Annotated in this window: 20 protein-coding genes; all 20 read right to left on the reverse strand. The window is 44.5% G+C overall.

Annotated elements, in window-relative coordinates; translation table 11 throughout:
- Positions 1 to 14: 14 nt before the first annotated feature.
- The gene (locus AC58UU_RS20085; RefSeq protein ID WP_171640892.1) at positions 15 to 461 is read right to left on the reverse strand and encodes a tellurite resistance TerB family protein; all 447 of its coding nucleotides are present in this window, start codon (positions 459 to 461) and stop codon (positions 15 to 17) included.
- A gap of 226 nt (positions 462 to 687) precedes the next feature.
- Positions 688 to 2,016 (reverse strand): LLM class flavin-dependent oxidoreductase, encoded by a 1,329-nt coding sequence (locus tag AC58UU_RS20090; protein ID WP_497318603.1) that lies wholly within the window; start codon positions 2,014 to 2,016, stop codon positions 688 to 690.
- A 22-nt stretch (positions 2,017 to 2,038) separates the two neighbouring features.
- A complete protein-coding gene (locus AC58UU_RS20095; RefSeq protein WP_497318495.1) occupies positions 2,039 to 2,569 on the reverse strand; it encodes a GNAT family N-acetyltransferase in 531 nt (176 codons plus the stop codon).
- A gap of 50 nt (positions 2,570 to 2,619) precedes the next feature.
- Positions 2,620 to 3,099: a DinB family protein gene (locus AC58UU_RS20100; protein WP_497318496.1), complete on the reverse strand. Its 480-nt coding sequence runs from the start codon at positions 3,097 to 3,099 to the stop codon at positions 2,620 to 2,622.
- Complete coding sequence (locus tag AC58UU_RS20105; protein WP_497318497.1) at positions 3,096 to 4,289, reverse strand: M20 peptidase aminoacylase family protein; 1,194 nt, start codon at positions 4,287 to 4,289, stop codon at positions 3,096 to 3,098. Before AC58UU_RS20105 ends, AC58UU_RS20100 begins: the two co-directional genes overlap by 4 nt.
- A 32-nt stretch (positions 4,290 to 4,321) precedes the next feature.
- The gene (locus AC58UU_RS20110) at positions 4,322 to 5,332 is read right to left on the reverse strand and encodes an LLM class flavin-dependent oxidoreductase (protein WP_497318498.1); all 1,011 of its coding nucleotides are present in this window, start codon (positions 5,330 to 5,332) and stop codon (positions 4,322 to 4,324) included.
- A gap of 27 nt (positions 5,333 to 5,359) precedes the next feature.
- The gene (locus AC58UU_RS20115; RefSeq protein ID WP_497318499.1) at positions 5,360 to 6,112 is read right to left on the reverse strand and encodes an amino acid ABC transporter ATP-binding protein; all 753 of its coding nucleotides are present in this window, start codon (positions 6,110 to 6,112) and stop codon (positions 5,360 to 5,362) included.
- Positions 6,109 to 6,819, reverse strand: a complete 711-nt coding sequence (locus AC58UU_RS20120; protein WP_497318500.1) for an amino acid ABC transporter permease — start codon at positions 6,817 to 6,819, stop codon at positions 6,109 to 6,111. The genes AC58UU_RS20115 and AC58UU_RS20120 overlap by 4 nt, the downstream gene beginning before the upstream one ends.
- On the reverse strand, positions 6,816 to 7,598 hold the full coding sequence (locus tag AC58UU_RS20125; RefSeq protein WP_497318501.1) for an amino acid ABC transporter permease: 783 nt from the start codon (positions 7,596 to 7,598) through the stop codon (positions 6,816 to 6,818). Before AC58UU_RS20125 ends, AC58UU_RS20120 begins: the two co-directional genes overlap by 4 nt.
- A gap of 44 nt (positions 7,599 to 7,642) precedes the next feature.
- The gene (locus AC58UU_RS20130; RefSeq protein ID WP_497318502.1) at positions 7,643 to 8,506 is read right to left on the reverse strand and encodes a transporter substrate-binding domain-containing protein; all 864 of its coding nucleotides are present in this window, start codon (positions 8,504 to 8,506) and stop codon (positions 7,643 to 7,645) included.
- Between the two features lie 149 nt (positions 8,507 to 8,655).
- Positions 8,656 to 9,546 carry a LysR family transcriptional regulator gene (locus AC58UU_RS20135; protein ID WP_497318503.1) on the reverse strand — a complete coding sequence of 297 codons (891 nt, stop codon included), beginning with the start codon at positions 9,544 to 9,546 and terminating at the stop codon, positions 8,656 to 8,658.
- A gap of 186 nt (positions 9,547 to 9,732) precedes the next feature.
- Positions 9,733 to 11,316 carry a sensor domain-containing diguanylate cyclase gene (locus AC58UU_RS20140; RefSeq protein ID WP_497318504.1) on the reverse strand — a complete coding sequence of 528 codons (1,584 nt, stop codon included), beginning with the start codon at positions 11,314 to 11,316 and terminating at the stop codon, positions 9,733 to 9,735.
- A 103-nt stretch (positions 11,317 to 11,419) separates the two neighbouring features.
- Positions 11,420 to 12,259: a hypothetical protein gene (locus AC58UU_RS20145; protein WP_497318505.1), complete on the reverse strand. Its 840-nt coding sequence runs from the start codon at positions 12,257 to 12,259 to the stop codon at positions 11,420 to 11,422.
- Positions 12,260 to 12,396: 137 nt separating this feature from the next.
- Positions 12,397 to 12,861: a hypothetical protein gene (locus AC58UU_RS20150; RefSeq protein WP_497318604.1), complete on the reverse strand. Its 465-nt coding sequence runs from the start codon at positions 12,859 to 12,861 to the stop codon at positions 12,397 to 12,399.
- 87 nt (positions 12,862 to 12,948) lie between these two features.
- Positions 12,949 to 13,098: a 50S ribosomal protein L33 gene (gene rpmG / locus AC58UU_RS20155; RefSeq protein ID WP_029195131.1), complete on the reverse strand. Its 150-nt coding sequence runs from the start codon at positions 13,096 to 13,098 to the stop codon at positions 12,949 to 12,951.
- A gap of 34 nt (positions 13,099 to 13,132) precedes the next feature.
- Complete coding sequence (locus AC58UU_RS20160) at positions 13,133 to 14,359, reverse strand: GTP-binding protein (protein ID WP_497318506.1); 1,227 nt, start codon at positions 14,357 to 14,359, stop codon at positions 13,133 to 13,135.
- Between the two features lie 65 nt (positions 14,360 to 14,424).
- On the reverse strand, positions 14,425 to 15,369 hold the full coding sequence (locus AC58UU_RS20165; RefSeq protein WP_497318507.1) for a metal ABC transporter substrate-binding protein: 945 nt from the start codon (positions 15,367 to 15,369) through the stop codon (positions 14,425 to 14,427).
- Between the two features lie 15 nt (positions 15,370 to 15,384).
- A complete protein-coding gene (locus AC58UU_RS20170) occupies positions 15,385 to 16,269 on the reverse strand; it encodes a metal ABC transporter permease (protein WP_497318508.1) in 885 nt (294 codons plus the stop codon).
- On the reverse strand, positions 16,215 to 16,922 hold the full coding sequence (locus AC58UU_RS20175) for a metal ABC transporter ATP-binding protein (RefSeq protein WP_497318509.1): 708 nt from the start codon (positions 16,920 to 16,922) through the stop codon (positions 16,215 to 16,217). The genes AC58UU_RS20170 and AC58UU_RS20175 overlap by 55 nt, the downstream gene beginning before the upstream one ends.
- A gap of 264 nt (positions 16,923 to 17,186) precedes the next feature.
- Positions 17,187 to 17,309: a hypothetical protein gene (locus AC58UU_RS20180; protein ID WP_497318510.1), complete on the reverse strand. Its 123-nt coding sequence runs from the start codon at positions 17,307 to 17,309 to the stop codon at positions 17,187 to 17,189.
- Positions 17,310 to 17,920: the final 611 nt, after the last annotated feature.

Genomic DNA, 17,920 nt, shown 5'->3' on the forward strand with positions numbered 1-17,920 from the left:
TTGTAAATCGACGATCAAAGACTAAATTCGCTAGGATTGAGGTTCAGCGCGTTACAAATATCTTTGACAACCTTCTTCTCTTGATCATCAAAATCTCCGTCTGCAGCACCAATTGCGCAGCATACCGCAATGATGATTCGTCCAACTTCAGGCTTATTGCTGAACTTGGAAATAACTTTAAGCGCCTCTTGCTTGCCTACAATGGCTGAGAATTCAAAGTTGCCAGCAAAGTGGTTAAAGCGAGCGATGACATTACTTACATCAAAAACCTTAAGCTCTTCGCTACGGCTGATGTAACCAATCATCTTTTCTTTTTCTGAATTACCAATGCTGCCATCAGCGGCCGCTACAATCGCGCATCCTGCAACAACGGCATCCAGAAAATCTTTGTTTTGAAATTTTTTGACTTGCTCGGACAAGCCCGTTTTCGCGCTTGAAAACCATGATTTAAACGTACTCATTTCAGCACCACCTATATGATTTAGTAACACATTTTGACTATAGGCTACATTTTTCTCCACAATAGTCTATGTTCACAGTTTATACGATTACACATTTGTTTTCAAATATTGGAATTTCGAAGCTGCTTTGGGAAATAATTCAACCCAAACACCATAAAACCGCCCAAAACGGGCGGTTAGAGACTAAGTACATAAAATGGAAATGAATACCAATACTAACTGATTTTTAAATAGCAGCCTCTACCTTCGTGTAGCGATTCGCAGGAATCGATACGCCTAGGTTTCCCCGTAGCGTGTCGGATTCATACTCTTTCCGGTATATTCCGCGCTCTTGCAGGATTGGCACAACGAGATCAACGAAATCGTCCAATCCTTTGGGAAGAGCTGCAGCAATAATAAAACCGTCTGCCGCTTCTTCTTTGAACCAGAGTTCGACACGATCCGCTACTTGTTCAGGTGTTCCCGTGAACTCATTGCGCGGTGTTGCCACGCTAAGCGCCACTTGTCTCAAAGTGAGATTTTTCTCTTTGGCCGTTTGCTTGATTTTATCCGTGCCGCTGCGGAAACTGTTGCTGCCGAAATCACCGAGATCCGGGAACGGTTCATCAAGCGGGTATTGAGAGAAATCATGGTGCTCAAAGAAGCGCCCCAGAAAATCCAAAGCTTTATCAATCGTAACTAAATTAGCAATCTCTTGATATTTGCTTTCTGCTTCTTCTTCCGTTCGTCCGATAATCGGGCTAATCCCAGGAAGAATGACGAGATCTTCGGCTGAACGGCCATAAGCTACCGCTCTGCTTTTAATATCCTGATAATAAGCCTTAGCTTCCTCAATCGTTTCATGTCCGGCAAATATGGCATCAGCGACTTTAGCCGCGAAAGCCCGACCATCCTCAGAAGCTCCTGCTTGGAAAATAACCGGCTGACCCTGCTTCGAACGCGCAATATTGAGTGGACCCTGTACGGAGAAAAACTCCCCTTTGTGGTTCAACGTATGCAGTTTGCTCGGATCAAAGAATACGCCGCTTTCTTTATCCCGGACGAAGGCATCGTCTTCCCAGGAATCCCAAAGTCCACGCGCTACTTCCAAGAATTCATTCGCAATTCGATATCGTTCTGGATGTGTGGGGTGCTGGTCTTTGCTATAATTTCTTGCCGATCCCTCTAGAGGTGAAGTCACGATGTTCCAGCCTGCTCGCCCATCACTGATCAGATCAATCGAGCCGAATTGTCTGGACACTGTAAATGGCTCGCTGTAGGAGGTCGAAAGTGTACCAACGAGACCGATGTTGGACGTGACAGCAGCCAGCGCCGAAAGAATCGTAATCGGTTCAAACCGATTCAAAAAGTGAGGGATGGATTTCTCGGTAATGTACAAACCGTCAGCAATAAAAACCAGATCGAATTTACCGGCTTCAGCTTTCTGCGCCTGCTGTTTATAAAAGCCAAAATTGACGCTGGCATCAGTAATCGCCTCGGGATGGCGCCATCCTGATATGTTTCCACCAACACCATGAATGATTGCTCCAAGCTTCAGATGCTTTTGTTTTGACATCGTCATCACGTCCTTATGATTATTATTGAAGAATCGCTGCTTCTTTCAACTGCAAGCGGTAGCTTTTTACGACGTTTTCGCCCTTTAGAATATCCTTATCAAATGCCCGTTCGAAGCCTAAACGCTCATAAAGCTTCACGGCAGATTCCATCATATCGGAAGTGTGCAGATGCAGCGTAGATGCACCCAATTCCAGCGCTCGCCGGGCGCTTTCTTTAATGAGCTCTGTAGCGATTCCCTTGCCTCTAGCTTGCGGGGAAACAGCCAATAATCGAATAATCGGCGTATGGATATCCAATTCAGGAAGTCCATAGGCAACCTGAGAAGACAGGAACAAGAGGGAGCTACCCACGATTTCCCCATTGATTTCGGCAATTAGTCGTGCAGAGGGAGCGTCGCCATCTACAGAGGCAAGAATGTTGTCTTTGTACTGCTGCCATCCTTCGGGAGGAAGAACTGCTTCGTATTGACTGTACGCATCAATAAGAAGCTGCCTGATCACCTCACGATCTTCCGTACGAGCTTCACGAATCCGAATCCTATTAGTACTCATTTCCCCCACACTTCTTTCTATCACATATAGGTTTAGTCGGTTTTATATGATTAAAGGTTCTTTGCTTGCCTAGCTTGTTTAATCCGCTCTATTTGGGCAAGATGCACTTGAACATGTGCGGTAAAAGATTGAACGACATCCGTCAATGCTAACGTCTGTCCTTTAAAGTTGACGCCCGTTTTCTCCCAGTCTTGTGGTGATATTCTTCGCAATAATAGGCTGTTATAGGTCAATAGCGCTTGGAAGGCGTCCAAAATATCTACAGCTGCGCCTTCATTCGCCTTGGAACTACTTACCCAAGCATCTTGCCCAAAGGCAGGCAGTTGGACCGTGGATCCAGAAATGATCTCGCGAATGCGAAAGGAAACAACGATGTTATGATCGGTCAAATGGGATAAAACTTCCGTCACACTCCATTTATCCGCGTTCTCCTTCCATTTCAACTGCTCATCCGTAAGACCTTCAATCGCTGATCTCAACTGTTTATTTGTATCTATATAAGGCCCAATATCGATTACAAGTTGACTCATCCTGATACCTCCACTTTGAATTCAGAGCTTATTTGCTTGAGAGCTTGCTCCGCTAATATGGCAAAATAGTTGGCGCTGATCGGCAGCGCACGCTCATCGAGATCAAAAGCGGGATGGTGCCACTCTTGGGTACCCGATGTGCCCATGAATAAGAAAATACCTGGCACCTTCTTCTGATAAAACGCGAAGTCTTCCCCTGCTAGAGATGGTGTAGGCGTGATGACATGCAAGCCTGCAAAATCCGCAGCTCGGGCTGCTAATTCTGCTAACCCCGCATCGTTCTGCACGGCTGGCGGACCCTTGATCCATCGTACAGATGCCTTCGTTCCATAAGCAGCCGCTACACCATGGACCACTTGATCGAACCTGTTCAGAACCGTGGCTTGAACCTCCTCATCGAATGTTCTCACCGTTCCATCTAGGACAGCTTTATCAGGAATGACATTCCAAGCGGTTCCACTGTGTATCTTGGTGACGCTTATCACAGCGCTTTGCAGCGCACTCACATTCCGGCTTACAATCGCTTGAAGTGCTGTTACGATATGTGCGCCGGTTACGATTGGATCTATCCCCGCTTCAGGCACTGCAGCATGTGTACCCTTACCCTCGATTTCAACAACGAATCCATCTGCAGAAGCCATGAGTGCCCCTGGTTTAATGCCGATTGTGCCCACAGGAAGATCGGGTTTATTGTGCATTCCAAATACCGCACGAACCCCCTCCAAAGCACCGCTTCGGATGACCTGCTCCGCTCCTTGCGCTTTCTCCTCAGCCGGTTGGAAAATGAAGCGAACCGTGCCCTGCAGCTCCTTTTCTTGCAGCTTTAATAAGAAAGCGGCGCCCAGAATGGATGCGGTATGAAAATCATGTCCGCAAGCATGCATTGTGCCCGGAACCAATGAGGCATAAGCCAGTCCAGTAGCTTCCTGGACAGGCAACGCATCAATATCGGCTCGAAGTGCGATAATTGGACCTTCGTTCAGGCCTCCAACCTCCGCGACAAGACCTGTTTTCAGCGGAAAGTTAGCCACTCGAATACCCGCTTCCTGCAGCCAGCCTCGGATCGATGCGGTTGTTTGAACTTCTTCGTTTGATAATTCTGGATTTTGATGCAGATGACGCCGAATCGCGATTAGCTTCTGCTCAAAAGCCGCCTGTGATTGTTCCGATAGCGCTTCGCTCATGCTCATTTCCCCTCCAAAAAGACGTATGTCGTTTTTACCTACACAAGCAGCTCCGAGAACGCCTCACTTAGCAATTCAAATGACCGCAAGCGCTTGGCGAAATCTTTCACCGACGTTGTAACGATGAACTCATCTACCCCATAAGTTTGCTGGATGTCCAGCAGCTTTTGTCGGACGGATTCTTTAGTGCCTTTCGTGATCTCCGCTACTTTCTCTTCTACGGTGAATTTGGCTTGCGTTTGCCGTCCATACTCCTCGGCCTGTTCAAGGGTTCCTACCGTTAATGTTTTGCCGTTTTCCAAATGAATTTTCACATTTTTATATTCGCCAGCCAGCACTTTGGCCTCTTCTTCTGTGTCAGCTACAATTAAAGACAGAGCCAAGATCGCCTTCGGCTGTCCGCCTTGTTCTCGATTAAATCCAGTGTGATACGCTTCAAAAGCAGCCGCTGCCACAGCATGATCACCATTAATGAATTGGGCAAATACATAAGGAAGCCCTAATTCAGCAGCTAATTCCGCACTAGCCGCAGTAGCGCCAAGTAGATAAATATCCGCTGGTTGTGTCGGAATCGGAGATACCCGAAGGCCTGTAAGCGGATGATCAGCATCCAATCGATTATGAACAAATTGTTTGAGTTCCTTCAGCTTCTCCGATAAAGTAGCTGGCTCGGTGATGCCCTGCTGTAGAGCTTTCGTAGAACGAGGAAGCCCGCCTGGCGCCCTTCCGATACCGAGATCTACTCTTCCAGGTGCTAATGATGCCAGGACATTAAAATTCTCTGCTACTTTATATGGACTGTAATGCTGCAGCATGATGCCGCCAGAGCCAATGCGAATGCGCTCTGTTTTCGCTAATAAATGAGAAATTAGTACCTCGGGCGATGAACCCGCCAATTGATCGGAATCATGATGCTCCGATACCCAAAAGCGGTGATAGTCCAGCTTTTCCGCTAATTGTACAAGCTCAATCGTATGCTGCAGTGCGGCTTCCGCATTCTCCCCCGGGAAAATAACGCTTTGATCCAAAATACTAAGTTTGATCCCCATATCATCCACTCCGTATTCGCTGTAAATTTAAATGTTAAACGTATACTCCGGCGTAATTCGTTTCAAAAATTGTCTCGTCCGCTCTTCCTTCGCATCGCTAAAAATATCCTGAGGCCTTCCTTCTTCCACAATCACACCTTGGTCCATGAAAACAACATGATTCGAAACTTCACGAGCAAAGCCCATTTCATGCGTAACAACGATCATCGTAATGCCTTCTTTGGCAATTTTCTGAATAACCTCCAACACCTCACCAACCAACTCAGGATCAAGGGCAGAGGTTGGTTCATCGAACAAAATCACTTCTGGATTGAGTGCCAGCGCACGGGCAATGCCCACCCTCTGCTGCTGTCCGCCTGACAATTGGCTTGGATAAGCGTCCAGCTTACTTCCCAGCCCCACTTTCTCCAGCATTTGAATACTCGTTTGCCGTGCAGTTTCTTTGGATTGCTTCTGAACAATGACAAGGCCTTCCATCACATTTTCCAGCACCGTTTTATGTTTAAATAAATTGTAATGTTGAAATACCATCGCCGTTTTCTTGCGCAGCGTGTGAATATCCTGTTTGCTCGGGCGCTTGCAATTGATGGTGAAATCCCCAATCGTTACCTCACCTTGATTCGGCTTCTCCAAGTAATTGATGCAGCGAAGCAGCGTCGTTTTGCCTGAACCACTTGGGCCAAGGATACAGACGACTTCTCCTTTTTTTACCGTCAAATTGATACCTTTCAGCACCTCATGCTTGCCGAATGCTTTAGTGATATTCACCATTTTGATCATCGTACACCACCTCGGTTGTAAATATTTATTCGTTTCTCAAGCAGCTCCGTTATCTTCTCGATCAGAATCGTCACTCCCCAGAACAGGAAAGCCGCGGCAATATAAGATTCAAAGAATTTCCAATTTGTCGTAGCGACGATTTGCGCTTTGGCATTAATCTCAACAACGGATACCGTGAAAGCCAGTGTAGAACCGTGAAGCATACCAATGAACGAATTGGATAAGTTAGGCAAGCTAACAGCCAATGCCTGAGGAAGCACGATGCGCCTCAACGCTTGCGATGTTGTCATGCCGATGGAATAGGCAGCTTCGATTTGCCCCTTATTCACGGCTAGAATGCCTGATCTTACTACCTCAGCCAAATAGGCTCCTGCTGTAATCGAGAAGGAAAGAAAGGCAAAACCGATCATTGGAATAGAAGTCGATCGGAAGCTCCAACCGATGGCTGCTGCCAAAGAATCAATAATCACAGGCAATCCGAAATAAATGAGCAGCAAGTGCATTAGCATCGGTGTTCCTCGGATGAACGTCACATAGCCGCTTGCGATGTAATGGATAACAGGTACGCGGTATATTCGGATGATCGCCACTGTCGATCCAATCAGAAATCCAAAGAAAACCGATACAATCGTAATTAGCAGCGTAATGGGCAAAGCAGAGAGCAGTTGAATAAAGGCGGAACCGATAAACCCTAGATCGAGCTTCATGGTTGATACCCTCCTTTATCCGTTTGAGCGGATGCTGCCCAAGGTGTCTTAAACAAGCGACTAAATGTAAACTTCGAATCACGTTGAACAATGGGTTGTTCATGCCGCAGCAGTCTTTTCTCGATATCCAAGAACAGCTTCTCCAGCCCGTAGCAAATGATAAAGTAGATGAGTGATAAACAAATGTAGGTTTCAATAAAATGCTGTGTTGCCGCACCAAGCGTCTGAGCTTTCCCCATCAATTCCATCGCGCCTAACGAAAAGGCTAACGAAGTATCCTTCAAATTGGCGATAAGCAGATTCGCAAAGTTCGGTATCGATATGGCAAGCGCTTGTGGCATGATGATACGTGTAAAGGCTTGGTACCCTGTCATACCTATCGCATAGGCAGCCTCAATTTGCCCTCGATCCACGGCTTTCACGGCTGCCCGAATGACTTCAGAGATATATGCACCGCCATGCAGGCCAAAAGTCAGAATGACGAAGGTCAGGACGGGGGCTTTAGAGACATCGACATTAATTAGCTTCAATATCTCGGGAAGTCCATAATAGATGAGGAACAACTGGATGAGGATCGGCGTCCCCCGGAAAAATGACACATAGATCTGGGATATCCTTCTTAGCACCGGAACCTCATAAAGCCTTGGCAGGGCTATGAGGAATCCGATTAGTACACCCAGCAGCATAGAGCAAGCTACAATAAACAATGTGATATGCAGATAAGAGACTAATTTGGGCAAAAAATCAAAGACATAGGTGATATCAAATTGTTGTTCCATTCGGACGATCTCACCTTTCTGTACATTTCTTACTTAAAACAGCATTAATCTTTCTTCGTATAGTCTCCGCCGAGCCATTGCGTGCTAAGTTTGGAAAGCGTTCCATCTGCTTTCACTACCTTCAACGCCACGTCGATTTTATCCGCAAGAGCTTGCCCGTCTTTATCATTTTTGCGGAAGAGGAAGCGAACCTCAGCTTCTTCAATAATCGGTCCCACTGCTTTTAATTTGCTTTGCGGGTCCACAAGCGGCAGCAAGAAATCCGCTCCGAGTGCTCCGTCCGCACGACCTGTTGTAAGCTGACTAACCAAATCGTTGGCAGCACCGTTTTGGTAAACAATTTTAATCGCGTTATCATTTGCTTTATTATAATTTTCCAATAGCGTAGCTTCGGCACTAGTCGCGGTCGTTAACGCTTTTTTACCTTTCAAGTCATCAATCGATTTAATGTTTGTATTGTCTTTAGCCACGATAACTTTTGTTTTCCAGTAGGCATAAGGCTCGTTGTTGAAAAGGTATTTTTGCTCTCTTTCCTTATTTTTCTCGATTTCGTGGGCAACAAAGTCAATTTTGTTCGTTTCCAAGCTGAGGAGCAGGTTAGCGAAATCCATCGTTTTGAATTCAAACTCATACTCAGGAAGGCGTTTATCAAGTTCTTTGACAAGCTCGATATCATAACCAGTAAGCTTACCGTCTTTATCAAGAAAAGCTACGTTCGGAAATTGTGTGCCCGTTCCTACAATAATCTTCTTCACTTTGACGGGCTCCGCCCCGGCAGTTGCAGCAGCAGCCTTCGTACCTACAGCGGCTACCTTCGGTGATGCGATCGTTTCTGTATTTTTTGCCCCGCAGCCTGCTGCTACCAAAGCCAAAGTTAGTGTTGTTCCAAGGATTGTTAATTTTCTCATCTGTGTATACCCTCCATTTTTTCGGTTACAATAACATTAAACTCATAATTCCTACTTGTTTTGTATGAATTAATATTAGCATTAATTTATCATCAAGTTTCACAACTGGATAATAGAGTTTTTCTATAAGCATATATAAGAATCTGATACTACCCTTTCGTTCGGCCCCATAAACCTTTACAAATATCCAAAATACTGTTGAAAAATAACGTATTCTCCCCATTTAACGTAATCAAGTTCGTCTGCAAGGCAATGCCTGATGTCTCTGGAAAGTCAATTGGAAATAGCTTATTGTCCTTAACTTCCTGACTGACGCTAAGCCCTGGTAAGAAAGCGATACCTGCCCGCTGTAAAACCAGTTTCTTGGCTGTTTCGGAGTTATCCGTCTGGATCTGGATGTTTGGCGACTCCTTCAAACTATCAAATACACGGTGAATGCGCATCCAGTCTAGAGAGCCGCACTCAAAGAAAATAAGAGCCTGACGTCCGATATCTTGGATCGTTAAGTTTTCTCTCCCAATAAAGGGATGCCCTTCATAGACATAGAGTCGAATAGGATCTTCATAAAATTTCGCTGACAAAAGACTTGGATGAGTGATTCCCCGCACAAAGCTGATATCCACATCTCGGTTCAAAACCTTGTTGACGAGATCATCCGTTATTCCGGTCGTTAGTTTAAAATTGATTTCCGGGTATTTATGCTTCATCTTGGGGATGATTACTGGCATCATGTAATTAGATACAGATACCGTACAGCCGATTCGCAGCTCATTAGGCAGCGCCTTTTTCTGCTTAAGATGGATTTTACTCTTCTGGAATGTTTGGAGTAATTGCTGAGCGTAAGGAAGAAACTTCCTGCCATCTTCCGTTAAATGAACTTGCTTGCCAATTCGATCAAAGAGCTGACAATCCAATTCCCGTTCTAACGATTGAATTCTAGCTGTTACCGAAGGCTGGGAAAGGAATAATACTTCCGATGCCTTGTTAAAGCTGCCATAATGGATGACATACACGAACGCTTCAATATTCTCAATATTCATCGCAGTGCCCCTCCAGTTAGACCTAAAAAGATCCCTCGTTCATTATTCCAATAAGTTAACTCGGAATTAAATATTTTCATTACTATAAGCTATCTACCAATCGCTGTCAATATAAGAAATGTCTATTCATTAGAAAAAAACCTTAGCTCCGCCGCAAATTCTTGCGATTGATCTAAGGTCTTTGGACTATGCATATTTAGGATCGTAAACAACGGTACAATTCCGCCCTTTTCCTTTGGCAAAATATAGCGCTTGATCCGCATGCTCAAGCACTTCATGTGCCGTCACTCCGTCTGTTGGGAATGAGGACACTCCCAAAGATACCGTGATGGGTTGACCTACTGGGCTTATGGTCATTTCCAGCTTATTACGGATCTTCTCCGCATACAGATACGCATCATCTTTCGTCATACGGGGCAGCAGAACAATGAATTCCTCTCCGCCAAACCGGAAGTAGTGTTCGTTCTCACTTGCCATTGAAAGCAGAAGCTTTCCTAAATATTTTAGAACGGTATCTCCTACAAGATGCCCATGCGTATCATTAATAACTTTGAAATGATCAATATCCAGTACAATGAGTGAAAAATCTATGCCTTCCTCCAACCATTCAAGCATTTGTGTTTCCATGCTCCTTCTGTTGGCAAGACCCGTTAAATTATCCGTTTGAGCTTCCAGTGCATATTGATTCGCTCTCTTTTGCAAAGCATCGATCGTGATTAACATGGTTTTGTACAAATGATAGGCTTCATACGTATTCGTTCTTACCTTTGGCAGATCTGCGACTTGCTTGCCATTCAAGATTTTATAGGCGGTCGCAGCCAATCGAGCATAGGGAAGAGTCAACTTCTTGGCCAGCCATGCCGTTAGCATAAGTATGAAAAGGAGAAAGGGCAATGAGTACAGAATTGCATTTTGGATCAAACCCATCGACTTTTCATTTATCTCTTCCAGCGGCGATTGCACAACGATTCCCCAACCATTAGCAGGTACATAAGAATAGCCGGCAAGCATTGGCACTCCCAATGTATTCACGACTTTCTCCTTACCGCTATGACCATGAATGAGCTTGGCTACCACTGGATTAGCGCTCACATTCTGACCTAAACGATTGTGTTCTGGATGATAAATAAGATTACCGGCCCCATCGACCACATAGATATATGAACCCGATGGAGAGTAGCTGTTGGAACCGAATATATCATTTAATACATTGTTTTCTCGTAAATAAATAGCGCCCCCTAAAGAACCCATATACTGTCCTGAGGAATTAAATATGGGATTTGTCATTAATACAATAAGCCTGGTTGTTACAGATTCATAAGGTGCTGAGATCGCAGGCTTTCGTTGCTCAATCGCATCTAAAACGGCTTTCGATGTCAGTTTTTTGCTAGTGAGACCTACTGAAACAGGAGAAATGGCTAAGACATTCCCATTGGCGTCATTGACCATTTGTGAGTTAAAGTAATTATTGCTCCCCGTTACCAAATCCAATTGCGCTTGGATAGAATCTTGTGTTTGTATACTCCTCTCCAGGTGTTCAGAGGTCACTTTCAAGCTTTTTTCCATTGCTTTGAAAAGGGAGTTCATGGTCACACTCATTTTTTTTGCACTTTCATAATTAAGCTCAAGTGTCGTTTCATACAAGGAATCTCGTTCTGCCTTAAATGAAGCAGCTATTTGAATGATAGATATGATTGAAATAGATACAAGCATCAATAGGGTAATAAAATGAACAAGTCGTATCCGCGGAGCAGCATCGGCTGTTCTCATACTCCTCATCTCCTAAAAAGATAGTTACGAGTCGTTTCGACAACTTTCGACAGAACTCCTTTATTTTTAATGCTAAGCATACAATTAAACGGTTTCGTGGCAACTAAACCTTCCAGTTCAATACGGTTTCCAGCATGGATTTCAGATGTTTCACGCGGTGCAGCTCAGGTTTTGCTTTTACTATTATAAATTCATTCCTGATATGCTGGATGAAATCCATCCGTAAGCGTTCTAGCTGCTCCTCTGTTAAAACGTACAAATAATCTTGGACAGATTCGTATGTATGGTACCATTCGCTGTTTTCCAAGAAGGTAAAGGATGAACCTTGGTACCACTCTTTTACATGATTCTTCAATGCAGCTGTGATGGTATCAACGTTCCCCGACATTGCATAAAGTCGATCAGAGGAAATTAAGTTTCTGTACTTGATCATGGTGTCATCAGGGAACGAATTGGGAAGTGCATAAAACTGGATGACATGATCCAAAATCTCCATATAGGCATGTGGTCCAGCCAGTTTCGGATTAAATTGACACTTAACCGCGGCATGAGCAATACTTTTCAGCAGAAGGAGTGCTTCTGCGGCTTCCTTTTTATCAGGCGATCCTTGAAAAAATAACCCTTGCTTTCCTGCACGAATTTCAGCTCGATCAATCGCATCATGGAGCGCATCTTCAAATTGATCTTTGCTGTACGGTGCCCACTGATCGATATGATCCGTAAGTTCCACACTCATGCCAAACTCTCTACGGATTATGCTTAGCAGGTTAATCCCGCCGCTGCCGTTAACTACAGCAAATATATCATGTAAGAACCTTTCCAAGTTTTTTGCCTTTTTCGTGGCCCCCATAATTTCACTTGGAATCGTATAACGGGTCTCAGCCTTTTTTTGCTCCAGATCGGTAATAAGCTGCTTCAACTCTGAGAGTAATGAATGCTCCATTCTTATAACCTCCGCGTTCTATTTATTACTAGATAGTTCCCCCTCCAACTCATTTTTATCAGGTTCTGACCAGTTAGGAAAAACAAAAAAGGCCATCTCCGACATTAGGAGAAAGCCTTACTGTACGATTTCGGTACCTAAATTTCATTCTCAAAAGATTCCGCACATTGCTGGATCATCTGACAAAAGGAACGGTTATGGCCTATGTAAAAGGATGAAAGATCGTATCGGTTCCTTGCGGGTTCAAAGGAAATCAATAAGCGATGTCTCATGCGCTTCATGGTCAATTGGACAAATTGCTCGGCTCGCTTAGAGGCTATGATCGTGAGATAAGCATACAGGGAATGGTCTTCTGGTTCGTCAAGTGGGCTAACACCTGCACAAGAGAATTCAGTCGCTATTTGCTTCTGCTGAAGTAACATCAAGGCTGGAAACAATTCTGCATCAACGTTGATATGTCCGAGAAGTTTGGTCTTCTTAGCATGCTTGCGCTGTTTCTCACGTGCCGCCCATTGCAATACTTCTTGCTCGCGGCGATGCCACTGAGCATCCGTGTGATGACTTAGAATGACTTCTCTTGCCTCATTGGTATTCAAACTCATCAAACCCATCAACCTCCTTTGGGATAATTATAATCCCTTTCGTAAAGCAGAAAACCCGGACAAGTAAGCCCGGACTTTCTTGGTTTATTAACGTGTTTCGCGATGAAGCGTGTGACGCTTCAGACGTGGACAGTACTTTTTCAGCTCCAAACGAGATGTTTGGGTTCTTTTATTCTTCGTCGTTGTATAGTTCCTGTCCCCAGTTTCCGTACACGCCAATGTAATAATGACTCTCATGCTGTTCACCTCCTATCATACATCATTGCTGAATTTATTGTGGCAAAGGGCAGGCTTCTTCCAACTCCATTATGGCATTCGGCAGCTCATCCTCGAAACGATTCCAATCTCCTTGCATTTCATCATCCGTTAACAAGCAGGCATCCAAAGATGCCATTATACTAACCCGGTCCATCTCAATGCCTATAAATACAACCTTGTTCATGCGATCTCCATAGGTATCATCCCAGATCTTGATTTGATCCGCGTCTTCTTCAAGAACAGCTGCTCTTTCACCGTCTGGCAGCGCCGCCACCCAATAGCCTGCTGGACCGAAGCGAATAGAAGGACCTGCTTGGCTGAAATTCTGAGCGTGATCATTGCGCGTTGCAAGCCACACGATCCCTTTGGCTCGGATGATCTCAGCCGGCCAATCTTCCATCCAACTCATCAGCCGCGAAGGCTCAAATGGACGAATTCTTTCATAAACAAAAGAAGAAATGCCATATTCTTCGGTTTCAGGTGTATGTGTTTCTTTCTCCATTTCCCGCATCCAGCCAGCGGACGTACTTGCTTCATCGAAATTAAATAAATGAGTGTTCAAAATATCTGTTGGAGCAACCTTCCCGTGAACTGTGCGAATGAATTTGGCTCTAGGTTGTAATGTGCGCAGCACGCCCTCTAGCTCAATCAGCTCATCTTCTTCCAGCATGTCACATTTGTTCAAAATCAGGACATCACAAAACTCAATTTGATCAATAAGAAGATCAACAACATCGCGTGTATCATCCTCACCCACCGCTTGGCTGCGTTCAAGGAGCGTTTCTCCAGAGGAGTAGTCCGTCCAGAAACGGTAGGCGTCTACGACGGTTACCATCGTGTCGAGACGGCAAAATTGCGTAAGATCAATTCCTTGCTCTTCATCCATATAGGTGAACGTTTGCGCAACCGGTAAAGGTTCACCTACACCCGTTGATTCTATAAGAATATAGTCAAATTTATTCTCATTAGCAAGCCGCTCCACTTCCTTCAACAGGTCTTCACGTAATGTACAGCAGATACAGCCATTGGACATTTCAACCAAGCTCTCATTCGTGCGGGAAAGCCCGTTGCCTTCTCTAATCAGCTCAGCATCGATGTTGACCTCACTTAAATCGTTCACAATAACGGCAACTTTTAGGCCATCACGATTATGTAGTACGTGGTTTAATAGCGTTGTTTTGCCTGCTCCCAAATAACCGCTTAAAACGGTTACAGGTATTTTATGATCTACCAATGTCATAACCTCTTTCTATTCGTAAATTTTACGTATTTGAATGATTAAAAAAAAGCATCACATGTTTCTATTTATTCATTTAACGCTTTTTTCAATGCTTCAAGATTATTCGTCATAACACCGATGTAATCAAGGTTTTTCTTCTTATCATCGTCTGTTAATCCCTCTATTGGATTCAGCACATCCGTTTTCGCACCGACTTCTTTTGCAATTGTACTCGCGACCTTTGGATCTACCAAGGTTTCAAAGAAAATCGTCTGTACCTTATTATCTTTTGCAAATTTAATAATCTCTGCCATTTTATCAGGAGCTGGCTCTTCTTCAGGGGAAAGTCCGGCAATAGGAACCTGTATCAGCCCGTATTCTTTGGCCAAATAACCAAATGCAGCATGCTGCGTGACGAATTCTTTACGTTTTACATTTTTAAGACCTGTTTTAAATGACTCGTCCAAGGCTTTGAGCTTTCCGATATAAGCATCCGCATTTTTTCGATAATCCTCTTTGTGAGCAGGGTCAGCTTGTGTTAATCCAACTACTATGGCCTCAACCTCTTTTTGAGCAAGAACCGGAGTTAACCAAATATGCGGATCTAAGATTTTGTCTCCATGCGCTTCTTTCTTGTGATCCTCTCCATGCTCTTCTTCTGGTAAGCCTTCCATTAATTCAATCCCTTTAATGGCTTCAACAACAACACGATTCTTATTCTCAGCGCTCTTAAGTGCTTGCTCTGCCCATCCTTCAACGATACCGTTGTAAACGAACACATTGGCATTCTTCAGTTGTTTCATATCTTTCGCACTAGGCTCCCAGTCATGGGGTTCAGACCCCGGCGGGATTAGAGCAATCACATTGGCATGATCACCTGCAACCTGTTTCGTGAATTCATACATAGGATAGAAGCTTGTAACGACATTTAATTTGCCATCACTTGAAGCGGTTTTAGATGCACAGCCCGATAAGAGAGCAGCTGATAGTACGGTAAAAGCAAGTGATTTCGTTACCCAGATTTTTTTCATTGTTTTTTCCTCCTACTATTTATTGAATGATGTAATTGTCGTTTCTTTGGACATACGAGGAATGGTGTCGATTGAATTTTTTGCTTTGCTTTTGCTTAATGTCAGAATGACCTTTTTCAAACCCAAGCCAGTAATAAGAATAAATAAGAGAAGCAGCGCGATCGTTCCTCCCGGGGGCGTACTAAGCTGATAGGAAGCGGTAAGTCCGGAAATTACACCAAGTAAACCAATACTCATAGCTATAAAAAGTGCGGATGTAAAACTAGGTGCAATACGAATGGCAAGTGCCGCGGGCAGCACAATTAATGCCGAAACGAGAAGAACTCCCACAATTGGCATAGCCGCAGAAACAATCATACCTGTTATGACACTAAAGCCCAGGGAGATCCATTTCACAGGAAGCCCATTTGTCTTAGCCGTATCCTCATCGAATGTAATCTGATAAAGCGGACGACGGAATAGATAGAAAAAGATGCCCCCGATTATCGCTACCACAAACATGAGGAGAAGCTCAGTTTCATTCACAGCAACAACAGAGCCGAATAAATAAGCGGAGAAGCCTTTATTAATGCTTTGCTTGAGACTCATGATGATCACTGCTGTAGATAATCCACCCACCATGATGATGGCAACCGAAATTTCACTATAGGTTTTATATGATCTCCTTACATATTCAACAGCTATGGCTCCCAGCGTAGCTACGACGAATCCAGTCAAGGTTGGATTGATGTTTAGATACGCACCTCCAGCAACCCCTGCCAAGGAAACATGGGAGAGCATGTCAGCCATCAGTGCTTGCCTGCGAAGCATCAGATAAACACCCAGAACCGAAGCTAGGATGGCTATTAACCCACCGGCACAAAATGCCCGCTGCATGAAGTCGTAGTGCAGCATTTCCATCCGCCATCCTCCTTCCTCTCCAGCTCAATGATACGATCCAGATAGGGAGCGACCTCGGCAAGGCCATGCGTCACCATAACAACGGTTCGCCCATGAGCTTTCACTTGATGATGCATCAACTCATAGAAGCCAAAGCGACTATCCTGATCCATCCCTGTCGTCGGTTCATCGAGAACAAGCATATCAGGCTCCTGAGCAAGCGCTCTGGCGATGCATATACGCTGCTTTTGGCCGCCAGAGAGCTCACCGATCTTGCGCTTGCGCAAATCCCACATCCCAACCTGACGGAGTGCTCTTTCCGTCTGCACCTCATCTTCTTTGTCGAGTTTACGAAACCATGAGCGGCTTGCATACCTACCTGATTGGACAAACTCCAATATCGTGCTAGGGAATCCACTGTTAAAGGCGGAGATTTGCTGAGATACGTAACCCACTCTAAGCTTCGTCCCCTCTTTATTGGTTGAAGATAAGAAAATATTCCCTTTCCAAGGATCAAGCAAGCCAAGAAGCAATTTCAACAAGGTCGACTTGGCTGCGCCATTGGGGCCCGTTATAGCTACAAATTCACCCGACTGAATCTCTACACTCGCGTCTTGAATACAAGGGACGTCATTGTAACCGAATTCCACTTCATTCATGGAGGCAACTATCATAAGAACAACTCCCTTTCGACTTTATATGTAAAAATTACGATTTTACTTTATGACTATGCTCTTCTCATGTGTCGAAGCCCTAACTACAGGCAATTTATTAGGCATTGCGGTTGATAAATCGTAATAATTACTTATTACACTGAAGAATATATCTTTTTCCAGCGGTTGTGTCAATAAAAAATCTTAAAGCACGAGCTGAAGCTCGTCGACAGAGTCCGAGAAGCCGGAAATCGACTTCTCGACAGACTGTCCCGCGCATCCATGCTAATTAAGCTTGGAGGGTATCACTTTCTCCTCTTGATCAGGTACTCGCGATGCTCTACGTGTTGATTCCGACCTTTCTTGTGGATCGAAACGGTAGGCTATTCTTACTTTATTCTTGTTCATCTCTCAATCACTCCTCGTAAAATTTATTTGGAATCGGGCATAGCGCCGCCGTCGTCTTGTCCAAATCTTCTGTTACTAGATTATGATTGAGAGAACCCCATATGTTTCTTTCAGTAAAAAAGTGATCATGGAGTGATTTCGAACATTTAGGTTGCAAATCTTAGGATCGCGGGGAACGAGGAGCCGTTAATTCGGTGATTATGTCGATGCGGGACCCGCACGCGGAACGTAGGGGCGCTATTTTGGCGTTTTATCGGTTTTTCCACCTCGAAAGCGGGAAATAGAGGCTCCTCGTTCCGCGAAAACGTGAATTACGCCGTTTTGAGAAAAATAAAGCTTCTACGTTCCGCTAAAATCTGGTGATGCCGGTACGTTTGAGTTTGGGAAACAGATATAAGAGAATATGTTCACAGATGGATGAACAATTATTGTTTGGCTACTTGGTAGAAGGAGCGGCTGGGAAGATCACCCTGACGCTCCTTTTAGGTTTTAGAGAATATCCGTAATTCTGTATTCATGTCCCCGTGGGACTGCCTCTCAACATGTATCCCTTCCATTTCCGTTTTCATTTTACAACGCTTATCCACAGATCGGCATCTATCATAATTTCC

This window comes from Paenibacillus sp. JT22N1 (assembly GCF_059692155.1).

Excerpts from the sequence above, each read along its gene's own strand:
- AC58UU_RS20085 (WP_171640892.1), bottom strand. The coding sequence starts at position 461 with ATGAGTACGTTTAAATCATGGTTTTCAAGCGCGAAAACGGGCTTGTCC.
- AC58UU_RS20090 (WP_497318603.1), bottom strand. The coding sequence starts at position 2,016 with ATGTCAAAACAAAAGCATCTGAAGCTTGGAGCAATCATTCATGGTGTT.
- AC58UU_RS20095 (WP_497318495.1), bottom strand. The coding sequence starts at position 2,569 with ATGAGTACTAATAGGATTCGGATTCGTGAAGCTCGTACGGAAGATCGT.
- AC58UU_RS20100 (WP_497318496.1), bottom strand. The coding sequence starts at position 3,099 with ATGAGTCAACTTGTAATCGATATTGGGCCTTATATAGATACAAATAAA.
- AC58UU_RS20105 (WP_497318497.1), bottom strand. The coding sequence starts at position 4,289 with ATGAGCATGAGCGAAGCGCTATCGGAACAATCACAGGCGGCTTTTGAG.
- AC58UU_RS20110 (WP_497318498.1), bottom strand. The coding sequence starts at position 5,332 with ATGGGGATCAAACTTAGTATTTTGGATCAAAGCGTTATTTTCCCGGGG.
- AC58UU_RS20115 (WP_497318499.1), bottom strand. The coding sequence starts at position 6,112 with ATGATCAAAATGGTGAATATCACTAAAGCATTCGGCAAGCATGAGGTG.
- AC58UU_RS20120 (WP_497318500.1), bottom strand. The coding sequence starts at position 6,819 with ATGAAGCTCGATCTAGGGTTTATCGGTTCCGCCTTTATTCAACTGCTC.
- AC58UU_RS20125 (WP_497318501.1), bottom strand. The coding sequence starts at position 7,598 with ATGGAACAACAATTTGATATCACCTATGTCTTTGATTTTTTGCCCAAA.
- AC58UU_RS20130 (WP_497318502.1), bottom strand. The coding sequence starts at position 8,506 with ATGAGAAAATTAACAATCCTTGGAACAACACTAACTTTGGCTTTGGTA.
- AC58UU_RS20135 (WP_497318503.1), bottom strand. The coding sequence starts at position 9,546 with ATGAATATTGAGAATATTGAAGCGTTCGTGTATGTCATCCATTATGGC.
- AC58UU_RS20140 (WP_497318504.1), bottom strand. The coding sequence starts at position 11,316 with ATGAGAACAGCCGATGCTGCTCCGCGGATACGACTTGTTCATTTTATT.
- AC58UU_RS20145 (WP_497318505.1), bottom strand. The coding sequence starts at position 12,259 with ATGGAGCATTCATTACTCTCAGAGTTGAAGCAGCTTATTACCGATCTG.
- AC58UU_RS20150 (WP_497318604.1), bottom strand. The coding sequence starts at position 12,861 with ATGAGTTTGAATACCAATGAGGCAAGAGAAGTCATTCTAAGTCATCAC.
- rpmG (WP_029195131.1), bottom strand. The coding sequence starts at position 13,098 with ATGAGAGTCATTATTACATTGGCGTGTACGGAAACTGGGGACAGGAAC.
- AC58UU_RS20160 (WP_497318506.1), bottom strand. The coding sequence starts at position 14,359 with ATGACATTGGTAGATCATAAAATACCTGTAACCGTTTTAAGCGGTTAT.
- AC58UU_RS20165 (WP_497318507.1), bottom strand. The coding sequence starts at position 15,369 with ATGAAAAAAATCTGGGTAACGAAATCACTTGCTTTTACCGTACTATCA.
- AC58UU_RS20170 (WP_497318508.1), bottom strand. The coding sequence starts at position 16,269 with ATGGAAATGCTGCACTACGACTTCATGCAGCGGGCATTTTGTGCCGGT.
- AC58UU_RS20175 (WP_497318509.1), bottom strand. The coding sequence starts at position 16,922 with ATGATAGTTGCCTCCATGAATGAAGTGGAATTCGGTTACAATGACGTC.
- AC58UU_RS20180 (WP_497318510.1), bottom strand. The coding sequence starts at position 17,309 with ATGAACAAGAATAAAGTAAGAATAGCCTACCGTTTCGATCCACAAGAA.